The organism is Tropicimonas sediminicola (assembly GCF_900188335.1).
Taxonomy (GTDB): domain Bacteria; phylum Pseudomonadota; class Alphaproteobacteria; order Rhodobacterales; family Rhodobacteraceae; genus Tropicimonas; species Tropicimonas sediminicola.
This window is the reverse complement of record NZ_FZOY01000002.1, coordinates 327,371-339,454: the sequence shown is the minus strand read 5'-3', so window position 1 is coordinate 339,454 and position 12,084 is coordinate 327,371. Positions and strand designations below refer to the sequence as shown.

Sequence of the window (12,084 nt, the reverse complement as noted above, 5' to 3'; positions counted from 1 at the left end):
TAAGGGAAGGGATGGAGCGAGGGCGGACCGAGAAATTCCTGTGGAAGGGCGCGTCTCTGGCGACGCAATACGCGTTTGCCAGCAGCGCTGTGCTCGTGGTGGCCGCGATCCTCGTGGGGACGGTGGTGGCCGCCAGGATCGAGGAGAATGTCGTCCGCAACAGCGCCAATTCCACGGCCATGTTCATGGAAAGCGTGCTGGCGCCGATCGGCCAGCAATTCGCCGAGCAGGACAGGCTGTCGCCCGGCGCCCGGCGCGCGCTCGAGGAGATTTTCGAGAACACGCCGATCGGCGAGCGGGTGATCTCCTACAAGTTCTGGAAACGCGGCGGACGGATCGTCGAGGCCTCCGATCCGGCCATCGTCGGTGAGATCTTTCCCGTGACCGACGGTCTCCAGTCCGCGTGGCAGGGACATGTGGCCGCCGATTTCGAGGCGCTCGGGGATGCCGAGGACGCCGGAGAGCAGGCGCTCGGCCTGCCGCTGCTGGAGATCTACAGCCCGATCCGGGAGTATTACTCCGGCGAGATCATCGCGGTCGTCGAGTTCTACGAGGTGCACGAGCAGCTTGCCGCGGACCTCGCCCGAGCCCGTCGGGATGCCTGGCTGGTGGTCGTCGGCGCCTTTGGCGGGCTGGGCGTCATCCTCTACCTGATCGTCCTGCGCGGCAGCCGCGTGATCGACCGCCAGCAGAGGCGGCTTCTGAACCAATACGCGGAGCTGGAGGCGCTGTCGTCGCACAATCAGGAGCTTCGCCGGCGGGTGCGCGACGCCGCCGGTCGCTCGGCGGAGCGGGCCGACAGGGTGCTGCGCCAGATCGGCGCCGATCTGCATGACGGGCCGGCGCAGCAACTCGCCTTTGCCGCGCTCCGGCTCGATGCGCTGCAGGAGGCGAAAACGGTCGCGGACCGGCAGGGCGAGATCGAGCGGATAGACAGCGCCATCGCCGGGGCCTTGGCCGAGATCCGGACGATTTCCCGCGGGCTGTCGCTGCCGGATGTCGCCGACAGGACTCCCGCCGGGATCGTCGCCCTGGCGGTCGAGGAACACCGCGCCCGCACCGGCAACCCGGTCGAGACGGAGCTGGCCTGCGACGGCCCTGTGGACATGCCGTTCGCCGCCCGGCTCTGCCTGTTCCGCTTCGTCCAGGAAGGCCTGAACAACGCCAGCCGCCATGCTGAAGCCGCCGGGATGGCGGTGTCCCTTGCCTGCGATGCAGACCGGCTCACCCTCTCCGTGCACGACGCAGGCCCCGGTTTCGACCCGGAGGACACGCCGCTCGGCCTCGGCCTGTCGGGGCTCCGGGACCGTATCGAGAGCCTCGGGGGCGCGTTTCATGCCGGGCGGGGAGGCGGCCCGGGGGGCGAACTCCGGCTGAGCTTTGACCTGGGAGAATGGAAATGACACCGCTACGCATCCTGATCGCGGACGACCACCCGCTGTTTCGAGAAGGGGTCGCGGGCCTGCTGGGCGGACATGAGGGAACGGTCGTCGCCGGGCAAGCGGATACCGGACAAGCCGCGCTCGACCTTGCCCGGTCGCTGGAGCCAGACCTCGTCCTGCTGGACCTCTCCATGCCAGACGGCGGGCTCTGGGCGCTCCGTGAGATCAAGCGGCTCGACCCCCCGCCCGTCGTGGCGATGCTGACCGTGTCGGAGGAGGACGACGACGTCTTCAAGGCGCTGCAGGCGGGGGCGGATGGCTACATTCTGAAGGGGATCGGGGGCAGGGACCTGCTGGCCGCCATCGAGGATCTGGCCGCCGGGCGCAGCTATGTCTCGCCGGGCCTCGCCATGAAGGTGCTGCAGGCGATGCGGGGCGGAGCGTCGAAGCCGGCCCGGGAGGACCCGCTGGACAGCCTCACCGCGCGGGAGGAGGAGATCCTCCGCCTCGTCGCCAGGGGCAGCAGCAACAAGGAGGTCGGGCTTGCGCTCGACCTCCAGGAAAAAACGGTCAAACACTACATGACCATCATTCTGCAGAAACTTCAGGTCCGGAACCGGACAGAGGCCGCGCTCATCGCGCACGGCCGCTGGCCGGAGGGCTGAATTACCGCACCGCCTTGAAGAGCCGGGCGCGGTCCGATTGCCGGGCGCGGCGCTCGATGACCGTCCGGTTCTGGGGATCCTTCAGCTCGTAGCGGCCGTTCTCGATCTCTTCCTTCCAGCCGTCGGTGTAAGTGATCTCGATGTTCTGGCCGCTCGTCTCCAGCTTCGCGACCACGCCGCCGCCGCGGAATTTGCCGTTGCCCACAGCCCGCTGACCACCTCCGGAGCCCTTGGCGGCAGCCGCCGACGCGGTGCCGGCCTGCTGGAGCCTGGCGTAGTCGCTCTGCCGTGCCGGGCGTTCTTCCACGGTCCGGCCGTTCGCGTCCTTGCGCTCGTAGCGGCCGTTTTCGATCTCGATCTTGCTGCCGTCCCGGAAGGTCACCTCGATGCTGTCGTCGTCGCTTCTGTTGCCACTCTGGCCGCGCTCGTCGTCGTCATCGCGCTCGTCCCGATCATCGTCGCGGTCATCATCCCGGTCGTCGTCCCGGTCATCGTCTCGGTCATCGTCCCGGTCATCGTCCCGGTCGTCGTCGCGGTCATCGTCCCGGTCATCGTCCCGGTCATCGTCCCGGTCGTCGTCGCGGTCATCATCCCGGTCGTCGTCGCGGTCATCGTCCCGATCATCATCCCGGTCATCGTCTTTGCCGCTGCCCTTGCCCGAGCTGTCATCGTCGTCGTCATCGTCATCGTCATCGCCGCCTTTGGCCCAGGCCGCCGATGTGTCGAATCCGGCGACGACCCCGTCAGGATTGAGCTGCAGGTGAAACGGCGCGGCCGAGAAGATGGCCACGGCCAGCGCAAGGCTGGCGGTGGAGGACAGAAGCTTCCGGAACTCGTTGGACATGTGAGGTCTCCCGTTGGCGCCCCGCTCAACCGGGGCAGAGGTCCATTTGGGCAAGCGCCCGATGCTACCAGCTAACCCCTCGGGAGACGGGGTTTCTTCGGACCAAGGTCGGACGACGTCACGGATATGGTCTGGTCGGAGCCGTTCGCCGTGCGGCAGGGGGGCGAGGTAACGGGATCAGAAGGCGGCGTGCGCCTGGTGCCGGCCGCTCGGGCGCTGCCTTCCGGCACCCCGGAACAGGTCGACCACCACCGGCTCGAACGTCATCACGGGGCGGTGGCTGCGCGGACGGGTGGCCATGAACCTCAGGCAGGTGATGCGGCGGGTGCGGGCTTTTTCGGTAAGGGTCATTATCTCGCCTACTCGTCAGTGTCTCGAACAAGCTCAGAAGAGCACCAAGACCCAACCCCGGGCAGTCCCGCACATGTATAGAGCAATGGGAATATGGGTAGATTTGCCTATGCTTTCGGATAGGTCTTCGGACGTAGCTGGCTCTGTTGGCGCTTTTCGGTCCCCCAAGGCGTTCGCTGCCCCGCCATTGCAAGGACGCAGAAGGGTGGCAGGAGAGCCGCGCAAGCTCGGACCAGTGCGGCCGGGAAAGGCGCCACACGCCGTGCAGTCTCAGGGCGGACCAACCCGCAGAGACCTGAGCGCAGGCCCGTCAGTTCGGCAACGATATGAGGGAAAAGTGGCAGTCCGTAGGGGAATCGAACCCCTCTTTCCAGGTTGAAAACCTGGCGTCCTAACCGATAGACGAACGGACCGCATCGGCGTGACGCGGTATGTAGAAAAGCTGGCCGCGGGGTGCAAGGGGATTTTCGTGTCGGGCGGCGGAATTCTCGCAGGTTTCTCCGAGAGTCCATTCACGGTGGCGCTCAGGCAGGGGCGGCGTCTTCCAGGCGGAGCTGCGGCGCGCGGCGGCCGTTCCATTCGTTGACTTCCAGCCGTCCGGCCAGGTGAAACCTCGCGCCGGCGTGCCCCTCGAGCCGGGGCCCGAGCGGGGTGTCGAAGGCGCCAAAGCAGATAACGTCGAGCTTCGCGCCGAGCCCGTCGCCGACCGAGAGCTTCAGGTGTGATTCCCCGACCCGGCGCGCATGCAGGATCGCCACGTCGGGGATCGCGAATCGCGGGGCAGGGGCGGAGGCGCCGAAGGGGCCGGCGGCCTCGATCTTCTCGATCAGATCGACGCTGGCAGCGCCCGGCATCAGCAGGCTGTCGAGGGCGAGGTCGCGCGGGCCGCCCGCGCCGGCGCCCTGCCGGGCCAGCAGGTCCGCCAGGCGCTCCATCGCGGGTTCCAGCTTGTCCGCCGCGACCGTCAGGCCCGCCGCCATCTTGTGTCCGCCGCCCTTGATCAGCAGCCCGTCCTGCGCCACCCGCTGGATCGCGGCGCCGAGGTCCACGCCGCTGACGGAGCGGCCGGAGCCCTTGCCTTCGCCCTCGGCCAGCCCGATCACGACCGAAGGGCGGTTGGTGGCTTCCTTCATCCGGGAGGCGACGATGCCCACCACGCCCGGATGCCAGCCCTCGCCGGCGGCCCAGACCAGCGGGCCATCCATTCCGCGCGCCTCGGCCTGCGCCAGTGCCGCGGCGGTGACCTGCGCCTCGATCTCGCGGCGCTCGTGGTTAAGCGCATCCAGGCGTTCGGCAAGGGCCTGCGCCTCTGCGGGGTCGTCGGTGGTCAGCAGCCGCGCGCCGAGGTCTGCCTGGCCGATCCGTCCACCCGCGTTGATCCGCGGCCCGAGCAGGTAGCCGAGATGATAGGCCCGCGGCGCTTCTTTCATGCCGGCAACATCGGCGAGCGCGCGCAGGCCCGGCCGCTCGCGCCGCGCCATGATCTTGAGCCCGCTTCGCACCAGCGCCCGGTTCACGCCGATGAGCGGGGCAACATCGGCCACCGTGGCCAGCGCGACCAGGTCGAGCATTGCCATTAGGTCCGGCCCGCGCGCGCCGGCCTCGCGCATCCGCCGGTTCACCTCGACCAGCAGCAGAAAGACCACGGCCGCCGCGCAAAGATGCGCCAACGCGCCGTCCTCGTCCTGCCGGTTCGGATTGACCACGGCGACCGCTGGGGGCAGCGTCTCGCCGCCGAGGTGGTGGTCGAGCACGACCACGTCGGCTCCGTCGGCCGCCGCGAGGGCTTCGTGCGAGAGCGTTCCGCAGTCGACGCAGACGATCAGATCGTGCTTTGCCGCGAGATCGCGCATTGCCGGCGGGTTGGGGCCGTAGCCCTCGTCGATGCGGTCGGGAATGTAGAGCGTCGCCGGCCGGCCGAGCGCGCGCAGCCAGCACAGCAGCAGCGCCGCCGAGCTGCCGCCGTCCACGTCGTAATCCGCAAAGACGGCGATCCGCTCGCGCCGCTCCAGCGCCGTCATCAGGCGATCCGCTGCGGCGTCCATGTCCTTGAGGCTGCGCGGGTCGGGCAGCATGTCCCGCAGGGTCGGGGCGAGGAAGGCGTCGACGGCGTCGATCTCCACCCCCCGGCGGACCAGCGTGTGACACAGCGGCCCGGGCATCCGGGTCGCTTGCGCCATCGCCTCGGCGCGGCGTTCCTGTTCGATGCTGGGGCCGACCCAGGTGCGCCCGGTGAGCGACTGCTCGACCCCCAGAAATGCCGCCATGCCGGGATCAGACCGGGTTGGAATAGATCATCCGGCGCACCGACCCGGTCTTGGACCGCATCAGCAGCGTTTCGGTGGTGAACCGGTGCGGGCTGCGCTTGATGCCGTGGACCAGGTTGCCGTCGGTCACGCCGGTGGCGGCAAAGACGACGTCGCGGGTCACCATCTCGTCGCGGGTGTAGATGTGGTCCAGATCCTCGATGCCCGCCTTCGCGGCGCGCGCCCGCTCGTCGTCGTTGCGGAACAGGAGCTGGCCATACATCTGCCCGCCCATGCATTTCAGCGCCGCGGCGGCCAGCACGCCTTCGGGCGCTCCGCCGGACCCCATGTACATGTCGATATTGGTCAGCTCCGGCTCGGCGCAGTGCATCACGCCGGCCACGTCGCCGTCGGTGATCAGGCGGATCGCCGCGCCGGTCTTGCGCAGGTCCTTGATCATGTCCTCGTGGCGGTCACGGTCGAGCACGCAGACATTGATCTCGGAGGGGTCGCAGCCCTTGGCCTTGGCGAGGGCATGGACGCGCTCGGCCGGGTCCATCTTCAGCGTCACGACGTCGAGCGGGTAGCCCGGGCCGATGGCGAGCTTGTCCATGTAGACGTCGGGGGCATGCAGCATCGAGCCACGCGGGCCCATGGCGATCACGCAGAGCGCGTTGGGCTTGTCATGGGCGGTCAGCGTGGTGCCTTCGAGCGGGTCGAGCGCGATGTCGACCTCGGGGCCCTCGCCGAGCCCGACCTGCTCGCCGATGAACAGCATCGGCGCTTCGTCGCGCTCACCCTCACCGATCACCACCGTGCCGCGGATTTCCATCCGGTTGAGCTGTTCGCGCATGGCGTTGACGGCGGCCTGGTCGGCGGCCTTCTCGTCGCCACGGCCGACCAGGTGCCCGGACGCCATCGCGGCGGCTTCGGTGACGCGCGCGAGGGAAAGCGAGAGCAGGCGGTCGTGGAACTCGGGAGGGTTGTGCATCTGTGTCTTCCTGAATCAAAGGGTTTGATCGGTCAGCTTCGGGGTAGCGGCGCTGTCAGCCGGGGTGCAAGCGTCGTTAGCGCTATCGCGGCAAACAGCCTCGCTTTTTTTCGAAAGACCGTCGAAAGCCCGGGCGTCAGACGTCCTCGATGCGGATCGCCACGGCCTCACCCTGGACGACGCCGGTGCCGGCAAAGCCCGCGAGCGCGCGGTCGAGCGCGTCTCGGCCCGTCTTGTGGGTCACGAAGACGACCGGGGCGGCGGTGTCGTCGTGGTGGGTCTGGCGCATGCGGTTGATGCTGATGCCGGCGTCACCGAGAACGGTCGCGACCTTGGCCATCGCGCCCGGCTTGTCGGTCAGCATCATGCGCAGGTAGTAGGGAGCCGGCGCGGCGGCGCGGGCCGGACGGGCCTTTTCCAGCCCGGCGGCCGGTTGCCCGAAGGTCGTCAGACGGGTGCCGCGGGCGATCTCGATCACGTCGCTCATCACCGCGCTGGCCGTCGGGCCCTCGCCGGCGCCGGCGCCGCGCAGCACGATCTGGCCCACGCTGTCGCCTTCCAGAACGACCATGTTGGTGCCGCCCTGGAGCTGGCCCAGCGGACTGTCGGCCGGCACGAGGCAGGGCGACATGCGCTGTTCCAGCCCGCGCCCGGTCATCTGCGCCACGCCCAGCAGCTTGATGCGGAAGCCCATGGCGGCGGCGGTGCGGATGTCCTGGATCGAGATCTTCTGGATCCCCTCCAGCTCGACATTGCCGAAATCGACCTGCGTGCCATAGGCTATGGATGCCAGCAGCGACAGCTTGTGGCCGGCGTCGATGCCGCCGACGTCGAGGTTGGGGTCGGCTTCGAGATAGCCGAGCTGGTGCGCCTCGTCGAAGATCTGGTCATAGGGCAGGCCCGAATCCTCCATCCGGGTCAGGATGTAGTTGCAGGTGCCGTTCATCACGCCCATGACGCGGGTGATCTCGTTGCCGGCGAGCCCTTCGGTCAGCGCCTTGACCACCGGGATGCCCCCGGCGACGGCGGCCTCGAAGCGGATCACCCGACCGAGTTCCTCGGCGCTTTCCGCCAGCTCCTGCCCGTGGATCGCCAGCATCGCCTTGTTGGCCGTCACCACGTCCTTGCCGGCGGCGAGCGCGGCCTCGGTCGCGGCCTTGGCGGGGCCGTCGGCGCCGCCCATCAGTTCGACGAAGACGTCGACGTCGTCACGCATGGCGAGCTTCACAGGATCGTCTTCCCAGGCGTAGCCCTTGAGCGAGACGCCGCGGTCCTTGTCGCGGTTGCGGGCCGAGACGGCGGTGATCTCGATCGGCCGGCCGGTGCGCGCGGCCAGGAGGTTGGCCTTCTGGCGGACGATCTTCACAACGCCGGTGCCGACGGTGCCAAGCCCTGCGATGCCGAGGCGAAGGGGTTGGGTCATGTGCGGGTCTCCGGTCTGCGTGATGATCGATGTCTGGAGCCGCCGGGAAGCGGCCCGGCGTGACTTAGCGCGTTCAGCTATCCGGTGCAACGAGCGGGGTGAGCCCGCGCAGCCGGCTGTGCGCTGCGTCGATTTCCGCGCGCTCCTCGGGCAGCAGGACGGGTCCGGCGAGCCCGCTTGCCCGCCCCTCGAGCGCAGCTGCGCGGGACTGGAGCGCGACCTGCGTGCTCTCGTCCACGGTGCCGGCGGCCGCCGCGGCCAGCAGCGGTGCGTTGTCCACCAGCTCCGGCTCCGGCGCCAGCCTGCCTTCCTCGGTCAGCGCGGCGTCGAGTTCCGGGAATTGCGCGCATCCGGCAAGGGCCGCGAGGCACAGCAACAGGATCGGGGCAGGGGCGGTTCGCGGCATCTGGGCTCCGGTGAAGCGGTTGGCGCACCCTATCCACGCAGCCGAAAAGGGCAAGCGGAGGATCGGCTCTTGAATTGAACGCCCGTTCAAGGGAAGGTCGTTCAATGGCACGCAAGACAGGATCCCACGCCGAAATCACCGGTCCGCGCATTCGCGCCGCGGCACTGGAGCTGTTTGCGCGGCATGGCTACGCGGCGGTCTCGATGCGCCAGATCGCGGCCGAGGTCGGGGTGCAGGCCGGGGCGCTCTATACCTACACCGCCGACAAGCAGTCGCTGCTGTTCGAGCTGATGCGCAATCACATGGAGCACCTGCTCGGCTGCTGGGAGGAAGAGCCAAGGCCGGACGACCCGCTGGCGTGCCTCGAGGCCTTCACCCGGTTCCACATCCGTTACCACCTCGACCGGCCGGACGAGGTGTTCATCTCCTACATGGAACTGCGCAACCTCGAGCCGGAGCATTTCGCGGTGATCGAGGGGCTTCGACGGCGCTATGAGCGGGAACTGGAGGCGATCCTCGCCAGTGGGCGGGAGGACGGCTGCTTCACCGTGCCCGATACCAAGGTCGCGACCATGGGGCTGATCGCGATGCTGACCGGCATCGGCACCTGGTTCCGCGATACCGGGCGGCTCAGCCGGTTCGATGTCGAACAGCTCTATTGGGACATGGTGCGCGGAGCCGTTGGCGTGCCCGACGCGGCGGCCGGACCCGGGCGGGCCGGATCCGGCGGTGACGCGGCGCTCAGTGCTGCGGCCGAATGAAGCTGCCGTTGCGCAGCTCCCGGAACGCCTGTTCAAGCTCGGCCTGCGTGTTCATGACGATCGGCCCGTGCCAGGCGACGGGTTCCTGGATCGGCGCGCCCGAGATCAGCAGAAACCGCAGGCCTTCTGGCCCGGCCTGAACCGTCACCTCGTCGCCATTGCCGAAGCGTACCAGGGTGCGGTTGCCCGACATGTCGCGGATGTTGACCTCCTGTCCGCGAACCTCCTTCTCGAGCAGGATGCCGGTGGGTTTCGAGGCGTCGGCAAAGGCGCCGGCCCCTTCGAACACATAGGCAAAGGCGCGGCGGTAGGTGTCGACGGGGAAGGTCTTCTTCACCCCCGCAGGCACCCAGATGTCGAGGAACTGCGGATCGGCCGCGATGCCGTCGACCGGCCCGGTCTTGCCCCAGAAGGAGCCGACCACCACACGGACGCGGGTGCCGTCGTCGTCGATGATCTCGGGGATCTCGCCGCCCTGCACATCCTGGTAGCGCGGTGCGGTCATCTTGAGCGAGGAGGGCAGGTTGGCCCAGAGCTGGAAGCCGTGCATCTGGCCGCGGGCATTCCCCTCGGGCATCTCCTGGTGAAGGATGCCTGAGCCGGCGGTCATCCACTGCACGTCCCCGGCGCCGAGCCGGCCGGTGTTGCCGAGGCTGTCGGAATGCTCGACGGTGCCGCTCAGCACATAGGTCACGGTCTCGATGCCCCGGTGCGGATGCCACGGGAACCCGGCCTGGAAATCCTGCGGCCGGTCGTTGCGGAAATCGTCGAGCAGCAGGAACGGGTCGCTCTGGGCAGGATCGCCAAAGCCGAAGGCGCGGTGAAGATGGACCCCGGCGCCTTCCATGGTCGGACGGGCGAGGCTCGTATGGTCGACAGGTCTGATGGACATGGCTGCGTCTCCTTGAGTGACGCAAAGGTAGGTCGCTGGTGGGTTTGTGACAATCCGCACAGGTGATCGGGGATGATCAGGTCACTGTGCACGGACGCTCAGGTTCACGGCGGCTCTCGCCTTGGCGCGCAAGGCACGCTATGGAGCCGCCATGAACGACGATACGCCCGAGATCCTGGCCACCATCACCCCGTCCACCCCGCGAAGGGTCGTCGGCATCATCATCCTGTGCACCTTCGGCAGCCTGCTGGTCTATGTCGGCGTCACGCGCCCTCCGGAGGATCTGCTGCTGCAGCTCTTCATGCTGGTCGTCGGGGGCGGCGGTCTGGCGCTTTCCGAAGCCATGCGCCGCGCCACCGCCAAGCGGCTGGAGCTGACCGAGACCGAGCTGCGCGACAGCAGCGGCGAGGTTCTGGCGCGGATCGACCAGATCGTCGCGATCGACCGTGGCACCTTTGCCATCAAGCCGTCGAACGGCTTCCTGCTGCGGCTGTCGGACAGCGCGGCGGGCAACCACTGGGCGCCGGGGCTCTGGTGGCGGCTTGGCCGCAGGGTCGGGGTCGGCGGGATCACCTCCGCCTCCGAGGCCAAGGTGACCTCCGAGATCCTGACCGCGCTGGTCGCGCGGCGGGCCTACGAGGAAAGCACGCCGTCCGAGTGATCCGGCGCCGGTGCCGGCAGGGGCGACCTTGGCCGGTCCGCGTCGCCCCGCCGGATCAGTTGTTGTTGTTGCAATCCTCGAACGTACCGTCCGAGAGCTCGAACTTGACCTGGCCGGTCAGGCGGGGGCGCGTGAAGACGACGTTCTCGTAGGTCTGGTCCCCGAGCCCGACGTTGAAGGCGGGGGTATAGGCCATGAAGGTCTCGGTCATGATCAGCTGGTCCGCCCACTGGAAGTACGGCACGATGCTGGCCTTCGCGGCAAGGTCCGTGTCGGTCAGGGGCAGCCGGCCGGTCGTCGCCTTGGACCAGCAGACGGCAAGCTGGCGCGTGTCGTCGCTGTCGCACCCGTCGGTGCATTCGATGATCGAGACGCGGAGCTGCGTCGGGTAGACGCCGTCGGTCAGGTATTCGTAGACGCTGTCCAGCCCGTCGAAATAATCCTGGTCGATGGCGTTGAATTCCCGGCTGATCATGTCGGAGATCGTGTAGGTCGCCTTGAGGTTGACCGTCTGCATCCGGAAGGCGTCGAACCAGACGAAGGACCCGACGTAGATGTAGCAGAGCGCCGGCAGGATGATCGCCGCCTCGACGGAAAGCGATCCGTCGGCGCGCACCAGGAAGCGGCGGAGCGGGGCGGTCAGGCGGGATGTCGCGGAACGGAACATGCGGTGCCTCCCCTCAGCTCGGCTCGTTGACGAAGGCTGACATCGAGATCAGCGCGTAATGGTCGGGGTCGACCCGCTGCAGTTGCAGCCCGAGCCCGGTCAACGGGAACAGCGGCTGCTGCAGGGCGCAGACCCGCACCATCATCAGCTCGTGGTCGATCCCTTCCTCGAAGGTCGTGACGGGCTGGATGTTCTGCACCTTGTCGACGCAGGTCGTGGCATCCGGCAGGGGGGCCCAGGTCGTGGTCGACACCGGGCTCAGCTCGATCAGCAGGTTGGTCTTGCAATCGGGGAGCACCGCGGCGGTTTCGCAGATGTAATCCTTCAGATCGTCGTGGTTCGGATCGGACCAGAGGCCGAGGCGCAGGGTGCGCACGGCGATGTCTGTTGCGCGGTCAAGCATCACCTGGCGAACCATCACCAGGCCGATCTCGAAGGCCGACATGAAGAGGACCATGAAGATGGGAAACAGGATAACAAATTCGATCGAGGCGTTCCCATCCTCCCGCCGCGACCGATGGAAGATGCGCGCCTTCCAGTTACTTACAATACGGTTCATGCACATGGCCCCGGTTACAATCTTGAAGCGTCTCCGTCGTGGAGCCGCCGGGCAGTTCAAAGGCAGGCTCGGCCTCTGGGCCGCCGCGCCGGGCCAGGAAACCAATCCCTTCCGACTTGGGCTGCCTGCAGACGCCGAAGATCTTGTGTTTTAACGAAACCTCATACCTGTGGCGGAATTGGGGCAGGCGCCGCGCAGAACTGCGGATTTTGCACCTCCGCGCGACAGTGCCCATG

The 12,084-nt window shown here is 67.9% G+C and carries 13 protein-coding genes and 1 tRNA gene; 4 read left to right on the top strand and 10 right to left on the bottom strand.

Annotated elements, in window-relative coordinates; translation table 11 throughout:
• The first annotated feature begins 11 nt into the window (after positions 1 to 11).
• Positions 12 to 1,403: a sensor histidine kinase gene (locus tag CHB86_RS05885; RefSeq protein WP_089232077.1), complete on the top strand. Its 1,392-nt coding sequence runs from the start codon at positions 12 to 14 to the stop codon at positions 1,401 to 1,403.
• Positions 1,400 to 2,047 (top strand): response regulator, encoded by a 648-nt coding sequence (locus CHB86_RS05880; protein ID WP_089232076.1) that lies wholly within the window; start codon positions 1,400 to 1,402, stop codon positions 2,045 to 2,047. Before CHB86_RS05885 ends, CHB86_RS05880 begins: the two co-directional genes overlap by 4 nt.
• Position 2,048: 1 nt before the next feature.
• On the opposite strand, the gene CHB86_RS25020 is transcribed toward CHB86_RS05880, so the two are convergent.
• From CHB86_RS25020 to CHB86_RS05845, 7 genes are all read right to left on the bottom strand, one after another.
• Positions 2,049 to 2,891 carry a hypothetical protein gene (locus tag CHB86_RS25020; protein ID WP_245837771.1) on the bottom strand — a complete coding sequence of 281 codons (843 nt, stop codon included), beginning with the start codon at positions 2,889 to 2,891 and terminating at the stop codon, positions 2,049 to 2,051.
• Between the two features lie 177 nt (positions 2,892 to 3,068).
• Positions 3,069 to 3,242, bottom strand: coding sequence for a hypothetical protein (locus CHB86_RS24550; RefSeq protein ID WP_176442787.1), 174 nt, complete (start codon positions 3,240 to 3,242; stop codon positions 3,069 to 3,071).
• A gap of 338 nt (positions 3,243 to 3,580) precedes the next feature.
• A tRNA-Glu gene (locus tag CHB86_RS05865) sits at positions 3,581 to 3,655 on the bottom strand.
• Between the two features lie 111 nt (positions 3,656 to 3,766).
• Positions 3,767 to 5,509: a single-stranded-DNA-specific exonuclease RecJ gene (gene recJ / locus CHB86_RS05860; protein WP_089232075.1), complete on the bottom strand. Its 1,743-nt coding sequence runs from the start codon at positions 5,507 to 5,509 to the stop codon at positions 3,767 to 3,769.
• A 7-nt stretch (positions 5,510 to 5,516) separates the two neighbouring features.
• Positions 5,517 to 6,479 carry a class II fructose-bisphosphatase gene (glpX, locus tag CHB86_RS05855; RefSeq protein WP_089232074.1) on the bottom strand — a complete coding sequence of 321 codons (963 nt, stop codon included), beginning with the start codon at positions 6,477 to 6,479 and terminating at the stop codon, positions 5,517 to 5,519.
• A 136-nt stretch (positions 6,480 to 6,615) separates the two neighbouring features.
• On the bottom strand, positions 6,616 to 7,902 hold the full coding sequence (locus CHB86_RS05850) for a homoserine dehydrogenase (RefSeq protein ID WP_089232073.1): 1,287 nt from the start codon (positions 7,900 to 7,902) through the stop codon (positions 6,616 to 6,618).
• A gap of 73 nt (positions 7,903 to 7,975) precedes the next feature.
• On the bottom strand, positions 7,976 to 8,308 hold the full coding sequence (locus CHB86_RS05845; protein ID WP_089232072.1) for a hypothetical protein: 333 nt from the start codon (positions 8,306 to 8,308) through the stop codon (positions 7,976 to 7,978).
• A 104-nt stretch (positions 8,309 to 8,412) separates the two neighbouring features.
• Here CHB86_RS05845 and CHB86_RS05840 point away from each other — a divergent pair, with 104 nt between their 5' ends.
• On the top strand, positions 8,413 to 9,069 hold the full coding sequence (locus tag CHB86_RS05840) for a TetR/AcrR family transcriptional regulator (protein WP_089232071.1): 657 nt from the start codon (positions 8,413 to 8,415) through the stop codon (positions 9,067 to 9,069).
• Here CHB86_RS05840 and CHB86_RS05835 read toward each other — a convergent pair.
• Positions 9,050 to 9,961 carry a pirin family protein gene (locus CHB86_RS05835; RefSeq protein ID WP_089232070.1) on the bottom strand — a complete coding sequence of 304 codons (912 nt, stop codon included), beginning with the start codon at positions 9,959 to 9,961 and terminating at the stop codon, positions 9,050 to 9,052. The genes CHB86_RS05840 and CHB86_RS05835 overlap by 20 nt on opposite strands.
• A 151-nt stretch (positions 9,962 to 10,112) precedes the next feature.
• On the opposite strand from CHB86_RS05835, the gene CHB86_RS05830 reads away from it, so the two are divergent.
• Entirely contained in the window at positions 10,113 to 10,622 is a 510-nt protein-coding gene (locus tag CHB86_RS05830) for a hypothetical protein (RefSeq protein WP_089232069.1), read from the top strand.
• 55 nt (positions 10,623 to 10,677) lie between these two features.
• Here CHB86_RS05830 and CHB86_RS05825 read toward each other — a convergent pair whose 3' ends face one another.
• Positions 10,678 to 11,289: a TadE/TadG family type IV pilus assembly protein gene (locus tag CHB86_RS05825; protein ID WP_089232068.1), complete on the bottom strand. Its 612-nt coding sequence runs from the start codon at positions 11,287 to 11,289 to the stop codon at positions 10,678 to 10,680.
• A 13-nt stretch (positions 11,290 to 11,302) separates the two neighbouring features.
• On the bottom strand, positions 11,303 to 11,848 hold the full coding sequence (locus tag CHB86_RS05820) for a TadE/TadG family type IV pilus assembly protein (protein ID WP_089232067.1): 546 nt from the start codon (positions 11,846 to 11,848) through the stop codon (positions 11,303 to 11,305).
• Between the last annotated feature and the right edge of the window lie 236 nt (positions 11,849 to 12,084).